The organism is Acinetobacter sp. MB5 (assembly GCF_003261585.1).
Classification (GTDB): domain Bacteria; phylum Pseudomonadota; class Gammaproteobacteria; order Pseudomonadales; family Moraxellaceae; genus Acinetobacter.
On the sequence record NZ_POVU01000002.1, the window covers coordinates 389,452 to 406,346 of the forward strand.

The window sequence follows — 16,895 nt, forward strand, 5'->3', positions numbered from 1 at the left end:
GAACCCGATGAGTAACCGTTTTTTTATCGAAGCGACCTTAACAGTAGGTCAATCTCTAGAGTTAACTGAGGTGGTGTTCCACCATTGGGTTCGAGTCTTACGTGCAAAGTTAAACGAACAAGCCATCTTGTTTAATGGACAAGGTGGCGAATATTTGGTTGAACTCACCGAAATTAATAAAAAGAATGCCTATATTCAGGTCATCTCTTTTGAACCTGCCAACCGCACGCCGAACTTCAAAGTTTTATTGGGTCAGGTGATGAGTAAAGGCGACCGAATGGATTACGCGATTCAAAAAGCCACTGAGCTTGGCGTACATCAAATTCAATTACTCACCAGTGAACGCTGTGAAATGCGTCTCAAGTATGACCGTGATCAAAAGAAAATTGACCACTGGCAAGGGGTTGCGATTGCTGCGTGTGAACAATGCGGTTTAAATATTGTGCCTCAAATTTTGGCACCAATTTCATTACAAGAATGGTTCAAAAATACAGATACGTTACCAACAACTAAACTGGTTCTTGCACCAGACACAGAAGCCTTTGATATCCAAAAAGAAGCTACTCCTGATCTGGCTTTATTGATTGGCCCTGAAGGAGGTTTAAGTCTGGATGAAATTACTCAAGCGAATGCTGTAGGCTTTAAAAACTGGTGTATTGGTGAACGTGTCTTACGCACAGAAACTGCACCTGTGGTTGCCTTATCTATTTTGAATTATATTTTGTAATAAATGAAAAAATAGTCACACTTCTATTCTATTCAGACATATACATTTTTCTTAAACAATATTATGTTAATACTATTGTTTGCTTCTGCCTACCCGAAAACGGACTTCGAATGCCATTTATGCAAAACGATGCTCTTTCTCAAGGCATTGTGTCAAATCAGATCAAAAAATCAGCATATTATTTACGCTATTTGCTGATCAGTGCATTTATTGTCTGTAATTTTATTTTTTTAAATTTTTATTTGAGATACCCAGATGAAACGGCTTCACTCAGTATCTGGGCGCTGTCTAGCAGCCTATTCTTCATTCCCTGCTTTTTATTCTTGCATAAGTTTGTTAGAAAAAGAAACCTACGACTTTCTATCATAGATTTAAGTAATAAGTTGATTTGTACAGGTATAGGTTTTTCCTTTGGTACAGGAGTCTATTTACTCCATATTTACTTGCCAAGTAACTACGACTCCATCCTGTTTTATGACACGCTCTATTTATCTTTAAGCCTAACCCTAAGCTGCTTAATTTTTAGTCTTATTTACTTAACTCAGCGTTTAGCTTATTTTTTTCTGGTATCCATTCCAGCGATTGCACCAATTTTACTGTTACAACCCATTAACCAGCATATTTTTAACCAACTCTTTTATTTTGCTTTCGATTTCATTTTGGTGGTCATTTGTTTTAGTGCATTTGCGCTCAATCGCATGCATCGAAAACTCACAAAACTCTTTATACGTAATGAACAACTCATTCAAAATGCAGAGAAACAAGTTCAATATTCTCAACATGTTTGCAATGAACTCAACCAAGAAATGCAACATTCAAAAAATATGGAACACCAGCTCCATGAATATTCTCAAAGCCTTGAGCAAACCATTCATGAACGAACTCATATTTTAGAAAAACAAAAACAAACTATTGAAATGGCCAATGCGATTGCTTCCGTGCATACATGGGAATGGAATCTGATCAAAGGTACATTTGAGATTAATAATCACGAAATTAAAAAACTAGAATACCTTTCACTCGAAGAAGACCTTACCCAAGCCTTACACCCTGAAGATATTCCGCTTTGTATTGAAAAACTTCATCAACATTTCAACCGCGAAACTGAAATTTTTGAGTGTGAATACCGTGTCAAAGATGAACATGATAAATGGGTCTGGCTGATTAACCGAGGGAAAGTCATTCAGTACAATCCTGAAACTTCAGAACCTGCGATCATGATCGGGATTTTCCAAAATATTGATCGCCAAAAACAGGATCATGATCGCATTCAACAAGCAGCCAATATCATGACGCATGTGGAAACTGGAATCGTGATGTTAGATGAACATCTGCGTTATGTTGAAGCAAATCCTTACTTTTTCACCTTATCCAACTTAACCGTTGACCAAGTTCTAGGTAAACAGTTATTTGAAATTACAGATAATTATCGACCACGACAACGCAGTTTTCACTATTCTATTACTGAACAGCTCCTCAAAAATTCTAAATTTGATGGTGAATTTGAAGAAAAATTTATTTCAGGCAAGGAATTAAGTTTAAGGTTGCGTTTGAATGCAATTCGCGATGAGAAACAACGGATTGTTAACTATGTCGGTATTTTCTCAGACCTGACCAAAATCAAGGAACAAGAACGCCGTGTTTCTTATCTAGAAAACTATGACATTGTCACCAATTTACCTAACCGCTTTTACTATAACTATAAAACTTACCAATTTTTAATTACTAACAGCGCCACAATTCAGCAGATTGCGATCATCCGCCTTTCGATTGATCGCTTTACGGCACTCTATGAATTTTTGGGCAATGAAAACACCTCGGAACTACTCAAACTGGTCGCACAGCGTTTACGTTTATGCAATCCAAATGCCTTGATGGTAGCTTATCTGAACCGTGAAGATTTTGTGATCGTGTACGAACTTAACCATGTTCAACCAAGTATTCAAAAAATCTGTGAACAAATTAACCAGTATTTTCATCAGGCATTTAAAGTGGCTGATCAAGAGTTGATTCTCACTATTTCGATTGGGGTTGCGATTTACCCTGAGCATGCACGACAGTTCGAACAACTCAATAATTGTGCTCAGCAAGCGTTGAATTATGCGCGACGCTTAGGCGGCAATACCATTCAGTATTACACCAAAACTCATGGCAATCTTTATGAAAAAGATGTGAATTTAGAAAATGAGTTGCGTCAGGCTCTCAGAAATCAGGAACTCGAAGTCTATTTTCAACCCCAAATCAATTTGCATGATGGTTCGATTGCAGGTTTTGAAACCTTAATTCGTTGGAATCATCCCGAAAAAGGTCTGCTTCACCCAACACAATTCTTACCTGCAGCACAACAAACCAGTCTTATTTCTGATATTGGTGAATTTGTTCTGTTTACAGCCATTGCCCAATTACGTGAATGGCAAGATCAAGGATCAGGACTGCCTGATATTCATCTATCTATTAATATTGATGCCCAGCAACTCTATCGTGGTCAATTGCTTGAACATCTTGATGCAGCACTTCATCGTTACAGTATGCCTGGAAAATATATTGAGTTTGAGATTACAGAAGCCTCATTAATTGAAAATACCGAGCATATTCACAATATCCTACATCAACTCAAACAGCGCCATATTAAGCTCTCTTTAGACGATTTTGGGACTGGATATTCATCAATGGCTTACCTGACAGAGTTTTCTTTTGATGTCTTAAAAATTGATAAAAGCTTTGTACAAAGTATGCATATGAAACGCCACAATGCCATCATCAATGCCATTATTGCGATGGGTAAAGCCATGGATGTCAAAATTGTGGCTGAAGGAATCGAAACTCAAGAGCAATTAGATTATTTAAAAGACAAACAATGTGACATTGCACAAGGTTTTTACTATGCAAAACCACTCAATAAAGCCGATGCAACCCAATATCTACGGGCTTCTCAGCATAAAACCACCCCATCATAACGAAAATTTATGGTGAACATCACAAACATAGAAATTTTTCGGTAGTTGCAACTGTGCGAAAACAAAAACAAGTGATATAGTCGATTAGATTTTTTTTGTGCCAGGACCGTTAAGTTACTGGATTAACTGTTGTAAATGAGATGCAAATGGACGACCAAACACTAAAACAGCAAGCTTTAAATTATCATGAATTTCCACGCCCAGGTAAAATCAGTGTTACGCCAAGCAAACAACTGGTTAACCAACGCGACTTAGCCCTCGCTTACTCACCTGGTGTTGCGGCACCATGTTTAGAAATCGCGCGTGATCCATCAACAGCAGCTAAATATACAGCTCGTGGTAACCTTGTTGCCGTAGTCAGTAACGGTACTGCCGTTCTTGGCTTAGGAAATATTGGCCCACTCGCTTCAAAACCTGTCATGGAAGGTAAAGGCGTTCTCTTTAAGAAATTTGCTGGTGTAGATGTCTTTGACATTGAAATTGCAGAAAATGATCCAGACAAAATCGTCGACATCGTTGCAGCACTTGAACCGACTTTCGGCGGGATCAACCTTGAAGATATCAAGGCACCAGAATGCTTCTACATCGAGAAAAAACTGCGTGAACGCATGAACATTCCTGTGTTCCATGACGATCAGCACGGTACAAGTATTATCGTAGGTTCAGCATTGCTGAATGCACTGAAATTAACAGGCAAAAAAATTGAAGAAATCAAGATTATTGCTTCAGGTGCAGGTGCAGCAGCGCTTTCTTGCCTAGATTTACTTTGTGCATTAGGCGCACGCAAAGAAAATATCACTGTTGCCGACTCTCGTGGTCTACTCACCACATCTCGTGAAGGTCTGGACGACTCTAAAAAACGTTACGTTCAAGACATTCCACAGACTCAATTACATGAAGTCATGGAAGGCGCAGACATGTTCCTTGGTCTTTCTGCAGCAGGTATTCTCACCAAAGAGATGGTGAAGAAAATGGCAGAAAACCCGATTATTTTTGCTTTGGCCAACCCAGATCCAGAAATTCTACCTGAACATGCTCACGAGACACGTCCAGATGTCATTATGGCAACAGGCCGCTCTGACTATCCAAACCAAGTGAATAACGCACTTTGTTTCCCATATATCTTCCGTGGTGCACTAGACGTTGGTGCAACTACAATTAACGAAGAAATGAAAATTGCTTGCGTACATGCAATTGCACGTATGGCACACGTTGAAGCAGATGCTGCAACTTATGGCGAAAAATCTGCATCATTTGGTCGTGACTACCTGATCCCACGTCCACTTGATCAACGTTTAATTTTGGAAATTGCTCCAGCCGTTGCACAAGCAGCAATGGACTCTGGCGTAGCAACTCGTCCAATCGAAGACTTTGCAGTTTACCGTCAGCACTTGTCTGAGTTTGTTTATAACTCAGCGTTTGTAATGAAACCAATTTTTGCACAAGCGAAAAGTGCACCAAAACGTATTGCGTATGCTGAAGGTGAAGATCTTCGCGTATTGCGTGCAGTTCAGGTTGTGGTTGATGAAGGTTTGGCATTCCCGATCTTGGTCGGCCGTACCAAAGTCATCGAGGCGAACATCAAACAGTTGGGCTTACGTCTGGAAAACGGTGAAAATATCGAAATCGTTGACCAAGAACAAAACCCATTGTATGAAGAGTTCTGGAAAGACTACTACAACTCAATGCAACGTAAAGGTATTACGATTGAGTATGCTCAGCGTGAAGCACGTCGTCGTTCAACACTCATCGCATCTATGTTGGTGAAGTTTGGTCAAGCAGACGGTATGCTTTGTGGTACATACAGTAGCTACGACATTCACTTAGATTTCGTGCGCAACGTGATCGGTCTTAAAGAAGGTATGAACAACTTCTTTACCTTGAATGCATTGATGCTTGAAGATCGTAACCTGTTTATTGCTGACACTTACGTCAACACCAACCCAACTGCTGAACAATTGGCAGAAATGACCATTTTGGCTGCTGCTGAAGTTCGTCGTTTTGGTATTGAGCCACGTGTCGCTTTACTTTCACACTCAAGCTTTGGCAGTAACCAAGAAGATCCTAGCGCGCAAAAAATGCGTGAAGTGTATCGTCTGTTGACTGAACAAGCGCCAGACCTTGCTGTTGAAGGTGAGATGCATGGTGATGCAGCACTTGATGAAAGTATTCGTCAGTTTGCATTCCCGAACTCAAATTTCAAAGGTTCTGCAAACTTGTTAATTATGCCTAACCTTGATGCAGCCAACATTTCATTCAACCTGTTGAAATCAACTTCAGGGAACAATGTAACGATTGGTCCAATCTTGCTTGGTGCAGCTAAACCAGTTCATATCTTGACTCCAACGACAACTAGCCGTCGTTTGGTGAATATGACTGCGTTAACTGTGGCTGAAATTCAGCAAGATCAACAAGCTTAAGCTCGGTTTTAAGCCCACAGCTTAGACTTGTACAAACCTCTATTCTGTTGCATGATTGTGATAAGAATAGAGGTTTTTTCATGCAGATTTATTTAGTAGGCGGTGCTGTCCGAGATCAGTTACTTGGACACCCCTATCACGAGAAAGATTATGTAGTGGTGGGTGCAACACCAGAACAGCTTATTGCACAAGGTTTTCAACCTGTTGGTAAAGATTTTCCCGTTTTTCTACACCCTGAAACCAAAGATGAATATGCACTTGCACGTACAGAACGCAAGCAAGGACATGGCTATCATGGTTTCGAATTCTTCACATCACCAGACATTAATTTAGAACAAGATCTCATTCGGCGCGATCTGACCATCAATGCCATCGCCCGAGATACCGAAGGTAATTTGTACGACCCTTATGGTGGTCAGCAAGACCTTGAAAATAAAGTCTTGCGTCATGTGTCAGATGCTTTTACTGAAGATCCTTTGCGTGTGCTTCGTGTCGCCCGTTTTGCAGCACGTTATGCAGAATATGACTTTAAAATTGCCGATGAAACATTGGCGCTGATGACACATTTGGCACAGTCGGGTGAATTATGCTGCCTAACGCCTGAACGGGTTTGGAAAGAAACCTCGCGTGCACTGATGGAAAAACATGCCGATGTCTATTTCCAAGTTTTGCGAGATTGTGGTGCATTAAAAATACTGTTTCCAGAAATTGATGCCTTGTTCGGTGTGCCACAACGTGCTGAATATCATCCTGAAATTGACTGCGGCATACATACGCTTATGTCACTGCAACAGGCTTGTCTTGCTAACCTGAGCCTAGATGTCCGCTTTGCAGTTCTAGTGCATGATTTGGGTAAAGCCCTGACACCAGAAGATGTTTTGCCACGCCATATTTTGCATGAACAACGCGGCGTTGAGCCTGTGACTGAGTTATGTGACCGACTCAGAGTGCCTGCCAATATCAAACAGTTGGCGATTGTGGTGTGTAAAGAACACTTGAAATGCCATCAGGCATTTACCTTAAAAGCAGGGACACTCTGGCGTTTGTTGCAACGACTCGATGTTTTGCGTCGCCCCGAACGTGTGGTGGCTTTTATCCAGGCCTGTGAATGTGACGCTCGTGGCCGATTGGGCCTAGAGCTACGTCCCTACCCGCAAGCGGATTACTTATATGCCGCAATCGAATGTGTGCGTGAGATTAAAGCGCAAGATTTGCCTGCCCACATCACGGGTGCAGATATCGGTGAAATGCTGATTCAACGCCGAATTGATGCGTTGGCACAATTAAAACATGAATATTTAATGCAACAACAGCCATCATTTTGATGGCTGTTGTCTTCTGACTTAAGCAATATCCGCTGGGAATGTAATTACCTGTTCAAGCTTCAATTTGTTCTGAGCAACCATCAATAAGCGGTCGATTCCCAAAGCAATCCCCGAACATTCAGGCATATGTGGCAAGGCTGCCAACAAGTGTTCATCAATCGGCATGACAGTTAAGCCCTGCGCTGCACGTTCAGCATTGTCTGCCGTAAAGCGCTGACGTAAAACATCAGCATCGACCAGTTCATCATAGGCATTCGCCAGTTCCAAACCTTCAATATACACCTCGAAGCGAGCTGCAACCTGTTCTCCATCTTCATCGATTTTAACTTTTGCCAGTGAAGCCATTTCAGGTGGAAAATCAGTTAAAAAAACAGGTGTATCGAAGCCCAAACTTGGTTCGACCATGTGCGAAAATAGCAAGTCCATATACGCCAATCGGTCATCGCCCAAGTCCAGATTTAACCCAACACGGCACGCAGTTTCTTTGAGTTGTTCCAAGGTCGCTTGTAATGGATTAATGTCCAAACGATCCTGAAAGGCATGCTTATAGCTCAGTACCATCGGGCGCAATTCATCAAAACGGTCTGCTAAACACACATTCAACAAAGCTGCCGTTTCATGCATTAAATCAGTCAGGCTAAATGCAGGGCGATACCATTCCAACATAGTGAATTCACTGTTGTGCTTGCGCCCATGTTCGTCATCGCGAAAGACTTTACAGATCTGGAAAATCGCACCACTGCCACTCGCCAGTAAACGCTTCATGGCAAATTCAGGTGAAGTCTGCAAATAATTGGTGTGCTGCTGACCTTGAACATGACGCAGTGCAGGCACAGAAGCCAAATGCACATCGGTCACACCTGCCTGAGACAAGATGGGTGTTTCCACTTCCATCGCATCGCGCTCGGCAAAAAACTGACGGATGCGTTGATACATTTTGGCACGTGCTTTTAAAGCTTCAAGATCACAGGTTGGTTGGAAGGTCTGGCTCATGCCTGCGGCCCTCCATGTGCAGCCCATTCACGGCGCAGCGGATAATTTTTGCGTAAGGCATCAAAAGCTGGTTGATGTACCCAGCCATCAACCACACAAGCACGTAAATTGGCATCATCCTGCTGAATATCATAGATTTCTGATAAATGTTTCACCAAAGCTTGTTTTAAATCTTGTCCTTGGAAAAATGGCTCGCAAGCAGGCAACTGAGTACGAAAGTCTTTATTAATCTCTAACTGGTATTTTTTGCAGAATGCTTCGTAGATCATTTGTGTACCACGTGCCTTACCTTCAAGGCTGTAACCCGCAATATGAGGGGTGACCAAAGTGACTAAATCTAGCAATTCCTGAGAAATCATCGGTTCATGTTCAAAGACATCTAGCACGACTTGGCGCTGCGTTTGGCGAATATCCGCCATAAGGTCTTGCTCGGCAATCACTGCACCACGCGAGCTATTAATGAGAATAGTCTCAGGGGCAAGCTGTGCCAAACGCTCAGCATTAATCAAATGATAAGTTGGATGTTGCCCTATTTTGACCATCGGTACATGCAAAGAAACTGCATTGGCCTGTTGCAATAAAGTCTCTAAATCAACTTGTTCAACCTGATCACGTTGCACCAGTGGATCACAACCCAACACTTTCCAGCCCAACAATTTCGCCATGGCTGCTAAACGTGTCCCAACATTGCCCAATCCGACTATTCCCAAACAAAAATCATCGTTTGCATCAATTAGTTCTGGTTTGAGTTTTAACAGTGCTGTAATCACATATTCAGCCACTGCTTGCGCATTGCAGCCTGCAGCATTTGCCCAAGTAATACCATGCTGTTCCAGATAAGCAATGTCGAGGTGGTCTGTGCCGATGGTGGCACTGGCAACAAATTCGACAGGAGTGCCATCAAGTAATGCTGCATTGACTTGGGTTACAGAACGCACCAGTAATGCTTGCGTCTGAGTCAGGTTTTGCTGTGTCAGGGTTCGCCCTGCATGATGTTGAATGTCTGCCAAATCGGCAAAAAAATAGTCTGTAAATGCCAGATTTTCATCTGCAACAATGTTCATGCATGATCACCACAATTTTAGATGGCTTCATGATAACGCTCCTATCAGCGTTAGGCTATGTTCATCCATGAAAATTTGGTTTGCCGATACGAACTGTTTTTATTGTTATTTTTATAATCAGAAATGTCAGGCATAGAAAAATATGCCAGCGAAAATCTGATCTAACAAATATCTTGTAAATAAAACTGAATCCGAGATTTCACAATCATTATTTAAAGAATGACCACAAAACCAAGACATTGATTTTGTGGTCAAATCCTGACTTAGAACTTAAATCCGATATTTAAATTGACGCGATACAACCATTTATTACTGTTGACCGAAGTCGCTGAAGTAAAGCCTGTGCTATTCGAAGATCCCCCCAGAATATTGGCATTTTTACCCCATGTATAGTCCACCCAAACCAAGAATGGTGATGCAATAAACATCATGCCTGTGGTGTTCATTTGAGAGGCAGCCCAATCGCTACGTTTTTTATCAAAATAACTAAAGTCATCGTAGAATTTGATCGCTTTTAACTTGCCCATATTTTTCAGTGGCAAGGTGTACGCGACATTCAGGCTCGACACTGTCCCTTCAGAAGCAATGAAATAGGCAGGCGTAATACCGTTGGTTCCCATCAACGTAACATCATTACTAACACCGTCTGGGTTTTTGGCATCATACTTATAGTGGATCACCGAACCCTGTATGTTCCAACGGTTAATATTGGTGTTGGCATGAGCAGCGGCTGCGTAATAACTTCCGTTTTTCCCCGTAATCGAGTTATGCAATTGAGATACAGCACCCGACACTCCAAATTCCTGCTTGCCGACAGAGGTATCGAATTTCTTCACAATACGGGCATTAAACTGGTTTTGCTTTTCATTCTGATATTTGCTTTGTGAAGGAAATGCATTTTCTGTCAAATCACTATACTTGGCACTTTCAGGTGCGTAGCGCAGATTAGTATCCAGCATACGCGGATAGTAACCCAGTTTAATATCCCAATCTTTGTCGTTGTAATTCCAGTTCACCCCAGGGGCAATGTTGTCACCATATCCCAAGAAAAACGGAATGTGATAAGTCCAGCCATTTTGCGGGTAAGGATAGATTGCAAAAGGTTTATACACCAAACCTACATCAACGCTATTTTTGGCATTGATGTTATAACCCACATAGGCTTTTTCAATGGACGTATATTGGTCATTTTGCAAGAGCAAGCTCGAGTCTGTATAGAAATCGTGATATTTCCCTTTCAAATCAAGACGAAAAATATCAAAGTTCAGCTTACCAAAACCACGGTTGGTACTGGTTGGCCAACTTTCATAGCGTTGATTAAAACGGATGACTCCCCCAACTTGAAATGATTCTGTTCCGTCAGCATTCGTCCATTCAAGTGGAGACTCAGCCAAAACTCCTGTTGCAGCAGTTAACATCGATACTGCAACCCCAATTAAAGATATACTTCTCATTTCTGACACTCTCCTTCGCCTGCTCGCCACAAACTTGATTAACAGGCTTTGTTTTGTATAAAAAACATTGTTTATTTCGTTTCTTGCCTAAAAAAATTTTGTGTTCGCCTTAACCTGAGCAAATCTCCTTTTGCTCATCACATGTTTTTGCATGTGCTCCGCCCTACGTGCCGAAGCACGTATCACGAAAAATACTGAGGATGTTGTTTAAGCTAAATCAGAGCGATCTCGCTATTTGTGTACGTTAGACTTCTTTCATAATTACCTACACCCTCTTTATTTTTCTCCCACAGGGAGAAATAAAAGGGATTGATAAAAGAAGTCTATTGAATCAGTACAGTTTCTTTTGTGGTGGACCCGCAAAATTGAGTGGCCCAATCGCGTGCATATCGAGTTCGATAATCGCAGGACCATTTAGCGCAACGGCATCTTGAATTGCAGTCTTAAACTCATCGGCACTGCCCACTTTCCAGCTTTTTACACCCATCGACTCACCCAAAAGTTTGTAATCTGGCGTGTGCAATTCGTTGTAATACTGACGACCATTGAAGTAGTTATTTTGGATACCGCGCATGACGCCATAACCACCATCATTCATAATCATCAGTACCATGTCCGTGTTTTCCTGCACCATGGTTGCAATCTCACCGATACCGAGCATAAGACCACCATCACCCACCAGCCCCACCACTTTCTTGTCTGGGTTGGCAACACTCGAACCAATCGCATGCGCTAGTCCTAAGCCAATTGCACCTGCAAGCGAGTGAATATTGCGGTTAGGTGCTTGTAATGGGAATAAACGGCTACCCCATGTGCTACCCGACATAGTAATGTCACGGACAAAAATGCCATCTTCAGGCAGTGCTGCACGCAAGTGATCACAGATTAAAGCGTATTGATCCATTTGTTTGCGTAGGGCTGCAACAGCGGCATCTTTGGCTGCCACAATCGCTTGGTCATAACTGGCATCGACCTTTGATGTACCGTTAAGCTGTGTCAGCACACGCGCCAGAGTATCTTTGGTGTCAGCACAAACAAAGTGACGAATTTTGTAGTTACGTTGTTGAGCCACTGGGTTGGCATCAATCTGAAGAATATTTTCAGGGAACTCAACCGAATAAGTTTTGGTTTCATTACTGCGTAAACGAGAACCGACCACCACCAGTAAATCTGACTCTTTAATGAGTTGCTCTACGCCTGCCGAGTTATGAAATGCGCCTAAGCTACGTGGATGTGCATCCGCCAAAATACCGCGACCATGCGTTGAAGACACCACAGGAATACCTAAATCTGCAATGGCTTTGACTTCATCTACCGCATGCAAAGCACCACCACCCACCCAGAACACTGGACGTTTGGCTTGTTGAATTTGCTGGCGAATCAATTCAATTTCAGCGTCATTGGCTTGCGGAAGTTGAAGTGCTTTGACTGGACCTAAATCAAGTGGCAAATCAATTTCTGCCGCCTGAACATCAATTGGAAGTTCAACGCTCACCGGTCCCATCGGTACCGTGGTCGCAACACGAATCGCTTCACGAATCACACCCACGGCATTGTCTGGACTGGTAATCCGAAAGGCTGCTTTGCTTGAAGCACGCAGGAAGGTGAGCTGGTCTTTGGTTTCATGAATAAAGCTGGCATCACGATCCAGATATTCACGCTCAACCTGACCGGTTAAGTGTAAAACTGGGCTACCTGCATTCATGGCTTCAATCAATGAACCCACCGCATTACCCGCCCCTGCACCGGTACTGGTTAAGGCAACGCCTAAGCCTTTGAAGCGTGCATGCGCATCAGCCATTGTGACTGCACCTGCTTCACCGCGTGCCGCAACAAAGCGGATTTTTTCACGGCGACCAACGGCATCGGCAATGGGTAAGTTATGAATTGAAATGACGCCATAAATGCTGTTTACATCGTGCTGTTCCAACACGCGTGCTATTGCTTCACCTACATTGACACGTTCAGTCATGAAAATATTCCTCTAAAAATCTGTTTTACAATCCGTTTAAATTTGTGCTGACTTGCTGTTAGTCAGACCAAGGGTTAGGTGTCTCATTCAGCCCGATATAAATGCTTTTTTGTTGCATATACGACAAAATGCCCTGACGCCCTTTTTCACGACCAATTCCACTGTCTTTAAAGCCACCAAATGGTGCTGAAATTGAGAATTTCTTGTAGGTGTTGACCCACACCGTCCCGACTTCTAAAGCACGCGCCATACGCCATGCCTTACGATAACTTTCGGTCCAAATGCCTGCGGCCAAACCAAAGCAACTGTCGTTGGCTTGTTGCAGTAAATCTGCTTCGTTGTCATATTTCATGACCACTAAAACAGGCCCAAAGATTTCTTCTTGGCACACTTGAGCGTTGTTATTTAAGCCCGTAATAATGGTTGGCAAATAGAAACTTCCTTTGGCAAATTCGCCTTCAGTCAGTGCTTGGCCACCTGTCAGAACTTGCCCACCTTCCTGTTTAGCCAGTTGCACATAACGATCAACCGACTCAAGATGAGCATGGTTAATGAGTGAACCCATGTGTACATTTGCTTGTTCAGGATGCCCAACACGAAGCTTCTCAGTGACTTCGACAAGACGTGCTAAAAACTGGTCATACAGGCTGCTATGAATAAACAGACGTGACCCTGCAATACAAGCTTGACCTGCAGAACTGAAAATTCCGTATGCCACACCTTTCACAGCCAATTCGACATCCGCATCAGGAAGTACAATCGTTGGAGATTTACCGCCCAGTTCGAGTGACGTGGTGATCAGCTTATCTGCCGCGATGTGTGCCAAATGACGACCCGTAGTTGTACCGCCAGTAAAGGAAATCTTACGCACCAATGGATGCTTGACGATGGCATCGCCCACCACAGAACCTTTACCCACCAGCACACTGAGTAAGCCTTTCGGTAAACCTGCTTCTTCAAAGATTTTCGCCAATTCGAGCGCAATCAAGGAGGTTGCTTCGGCAGGTTTTAAAATTACAGCATTACCACCTGCCAACGCAGGCGCCAGTTTTTGCACTTCGCTGGCAATCGGTGAATTCCACGGGGTAATCGCCGCGACCACACCTACAGGCTCATGCACACTCATGCTCATGAAGTCGGGTGCACGTTGTGAGGTCAGTTCATCATTCATGGTTTCACAAGCAGCAGCCACATAACGCGCTGTTGCTGCGGCACTCATGACCAAGCCACGCGTTTCCGCTAATGGCTTGCCATTATCACGAGTTTGTAACTGCGACAGTTCATCAACACGCGCTTCAATAATGTCAGCGACTTTATATAAAATTTTGGCACGCTCATGCGGCAAGCTGTTACGCCATGTTGGTTCACGCCAAGCCTGATCTGCTTTTTGAATCGCTTCTTCAATATCTTCCGCGCTTGCTGTTGAAATTTCAGCATTCACCGAATTGTCTGCAGGAAATGTGCTTTGGATGACATTGCCTCGACCCAAACGCCATTCACCTGCAATATAAAGTTCCTTCACCATGACTTTATCCTTCTTAAATCTGAATCGTTCCAACACTATTACGGCATGCGCGAATCACGCTCAGTGCCGCTAATGTTGAAGTCTTTGGGTTTGAAGCGAGCGGCACGCCCATCAGTTCAATGGTCATTTGTCCAAAACGACCTTCTGCGACGATGGTATGTTTGTTTTTGCTGATACTTGGATCAACCGTAAGCTCAACCGTGGTCTCATCCATGCCCATGCCTGCAAGAGCAATGGTCGCTGCGACATTGGCATTGGCTGGAAATTTCAACGCAGCTTCGCGTGCAGTTCCACGATAGAACACCGTAGCTTCAGTCACTTCATCCAGATTGACCAACTGCTCGGCATAACTCCCACGCCAGCTATTCGGGCTTTTACAACCCTTATAAACCACCTTGTCGAGACCACCTTCTTTCGCTGCGGCAATGCCATCAATCCCCGCAATGGCGCCTGCCAATAAATGCAAGTGCGCTTCATGTTGCTGAGCGGTTTCTTTCAGCTCTGCAAGAAACTCGCTGTCTGCCAAAGTCCCAACGGAGATCAGACCAATCGTCCAGCCTTTTTCTAATACCTTTTTGGCGTGTTCTTTCACCGCAGCCTGACCCGCGACTTCAATCACATAATCTGGCGTGCCAACACATTGATTCACATCTGAAATCACATGCACGCTGTCTGATAATTTTGCTTGCACATCGGCAATGCTCGACTCAGGCACCACAACCCATTTCAATTCGAGGTCATGCGGCAAATGGGTATAGACTTCTGACGCCATTGCGCCAAATCCAATCATCATGAGTTGCTTCATGGTGTCCCTCAAATATGTTTGTTAAAACCGCCAGAAACATCGAGTGCTGTTCCTGTGGTATATGAAGCCAGTGGAGATGCCAAGAACACCAGTGCATGTGCAGGTTCGTCGGGCTTACCTAAACGCTGCATCGGAATCCCGCGTTTTTTGGCAATATTGCCGATCCATTCTTCCCAAGACTGGTTCAGATCTGAACGGTTTTCATAACGGCGTTTCCATTGTGCCGACTCAACCATGCCCAATAAAATGGAGTTGACGCGAATGCCGTACTGCATAAATTCATGTGACAACGAGTGCGTTAAATTCAACAAGGCTGCACGTGCTGCCGAGGTCGCAATCATGTGTGGTTCAGGTTGCAGTGCCAGCAATGAATTAACATTGGTCACCGAACCGATTGCAGAGACTTTCAGATTGTCTAAAAATGCCCGAATCGGGTGTAACACACTGAAATATTTCAGCTCGATTTCTTTCATCCAGTCTTCATCTTGTGTGTTGTCAAAATTGGATACACGACCTTGTCCAGCGTTGTTAATCAACATATCGACATTGCCAAGATGCTGTGTCACCGCTTGTGCGAAGGTATCAACTTCAGCCTGATTCAGCACGTTACAGCTTTGGGTAAACACATTGGCATGCGGATATTTTTCTAAAATATAAAGTTTAGATTCAGCAAGGCGTTGTTCATCCCGACCACACCATGCCACTTTGGCACCTTCAGCCACTAAAATTTCGACAGCAGCCAAACCAATGCCTGAAGAGCCACCTGTGACAACTGCTACTTTCCCTTCTACTTGGAAGCTCATAATTGATCTCTCATCTCAATGCTGCTTTGCAGACAAAATAATTGCGTTAAAGGCTTTCGGTTGATCGACATAACTGAGATGTCCTGCTTCTGCAATCTCAATATAATTTTGGCAATCCATTTCCTGAGCCAGTTCTGCAATCGCTTGCGGTGGGGTAATGCTGTCTTGCTGTCCAGCAACGATCACGCATTGCCCACCAAAATCTTTTAAATAATTTCGAATTTCGTCATAAGCCAATAAGTACGATGCTTGAGTAAAACCGCCCAATTGCAGGTTTTGCATCACACATTCAATCAGCTCAATGGTCTGTGGTAATTTCAAATAGGTGAGATTTGGACCGCGGGTTTGGGCCAATCCCAAATTTCCTAGCTCTGCGAGCATCTTTGGTCGTTTCGCATAAACTTCGGCCTGTTTTTCAGCCGAATAACGTTGGTAGCCTTGTGCCACATTTGCAATCACTAACTGTTTCACGAAGTGGGGATACAAGCGAGCAAATGCGCTCGCCTGCAAAGCCCCTAAGGAATGCCCTACAACAATGGCTTGTTCAATTTTTAATGCCGTAAACAAAGCCGCCAAGCGCTGTGCATAATCTTCAGCATTGGGAGTTGACGTTGTTAAAGCATCTGACAAGCCATAGCCTGGAGCATCCCATGCAACTACATGGAAATGCTGACTTAACTCGTCGAGTTGATTGACCCACGAGCCAGAACCAGAACTGATACCGTGTAATAGCACCAGATACTGATCGCCTGTTCCGGCTTCCCGATACGCCTGCTGATAGCCATTAATATCAACGTGCTGAATCGGAAATTGTTTCAATTTTTCGGTGAGTGTCATCTGCATTTCCCTG

The 16,895-nt window shown here is 43.4% G+C and carries 12 protein-coding genes; 4 read left to right on the top strand and 8 right to left on the bottom strand.

All coding sequences use genetic code 11. From position 1 onward, the window contains the following. Nucleotides 1-7 precede the first annotated feature (7 nt). The 4 genes from C1A47_RS04545 (at nt 8) to C1A47_RS04560 (ending at nt 7,429) form a co-directional block, all read left to right on the top strand. A complete protein-coding gene (locus tag C1A47_RS04545) occupies nt 8-727 on the top strand; it encodes a 16S rRNA (uracil(1498)-N(3))-methyltransferase (RefSeq protein WP_111892852.1) in 720 nt (239 codons plus the stop codon). Nucleotides 728-837: 110 nt separating this feature from the next. Further along, nucleotides 838-3,684, top strand: coding sequence for a GGDEF domain-containing phosphodiesterase (locus tag C1A47_RS04550; RefSeq protein ID WP_111892854.1), 2,847 nt, complete (start codon nt 838-840; stop codon nt 3,682-3,684). A gap of 146 nt (nt 3,685-3,830) precedes the next feature. Next, on the top strand, nt 3,831-6,104 hold the full coding sequence (locus tag C1A47_RS04555) for an NADP-dependent malic enzyme (protein WP_111892856.1): 2,274 nt from the start codon (nt 3,831-3,833) through the stop codon (nt 6,102-6,104). Nucleotides 6,105-6,184: 80 nt separating this feature from the next. Then, a complete protein-coding gene (locus C1A47_RS04560) occupies nt 6,185-7,429 on the top strand; it encodes a multifunctional CCA addition/repair protein (protein WP_111892858.1) in 1,245 nt (414 codons plus the stop codon). Between the two features lie 18 nt (nt 7,430-7,447). On the opposite strand, the gene epmA is transcribed toward C1A47_RS04560, so the two are convergent. From epmA to C1A47_RS04600, 8 genes are all read right to left on the bottom strand, one after another. Then, nucleotides 7,448-8,422: an EF-P lysine aminoacylase EpmA gene (gene epmA, locus C1A47_RS04565; protein WP_111892860.1), complete on the bottom strand. Its 975-nt coding sequence runs from the start codon at nt 8,420-8,422 to the stop codon at nt 7,448-7,450. Beyond that, complete coding sequence (locus tag C1A47_RS04570; RefSeq protein WP_111892862.1) at nt 8,419-9,486, bottom strand: 4-phosphoerythronate dehydrogenase; 1,068 nt, start codon at nt 9,484-9,486, stop codon at nt 8,419-8,421. Before C1A47_RS04570 ends, epmA begins: the two co-directional genes overlap by 4 nt. A gap of 263 nt (nt 9,487-9,749) precedes the next feature. Further along, a complete protein-coding gene (locus C1A47_RS04575; RefSeq protein ID WP_111892864.1) occupies nt 9,750-10,940 on the bottom strand; it encodes a hypothetical protein in 1,191 nt (396 codons plus the stop codon). Nucleotides 10,941-11,271: 331 nt separating this feature from the next. Beyond that, nucleotides 11,272-12,912, bottom strand: a complete 1,641-nt coding sequence (locus tag C1A47_RS04580) for a thiamine pyrophosphate-binding protein (protein WP_111892866.1) — start codon at nt 12,910-12,912, stop codon at nt 11,272-11,274. 58 nt (nt 12,913-12,970) lie between these two features. Then, nucleotides 12,971-14,437 carry an aldehyde dehydrogenase gene (locus C1A47_RS04585; RefSeq protein ID WP_111892868.1) on the bottom strand — a complete coding sequence of 489 codons (1,467 nt, stop codon included), beginning with the start codon at nt 14,435-14,437 and terminating at the stop codon, nt 12,971-12,973. 13 nt (nt 14,438-14,450) lie between these two features. Beyond that, the gene (locus C1A47_RS04590) at nt 14,451-15,242 is read right to left on the bottom strand and encodes an aspartate dehydrogenase (RefSeq protein WP_111892870.1); all 792 of its coding nucleotides are present in this window, start codon (nt 15,240-15,242) and stop codon (nt 14,451-14,453) included. A gap of 8 nt (nt 15,243-15,250) precedes the next feature. After that, the gene (locus tag C1A47_RS04595) at nt 15,251-16,045 is read right to left on the bottom strand and encodes an SDR family oxidoreductase (protein WP_111892872.1); all 795 of its coding nucleotides are present in this window, start codon (nt 16,043-16,045) and stop codon (nt 15,251-15,253) included. A 15-nt stretch (nt 16,046-16,060) separates the two neighbouring features. Then, nucleotides 16,061-16,882, bottom strand: a complete 822-nt coding sequence (locus C1A47_RS04600) for an alpha/beta fold hydrolase (protein WP_171294328.1) — start codon at nt 16,880-16,882, stop codon at nt 16,061-16,063. Nucleotides 16,883-16,895 lie beyond the last annotated feature (13 nt).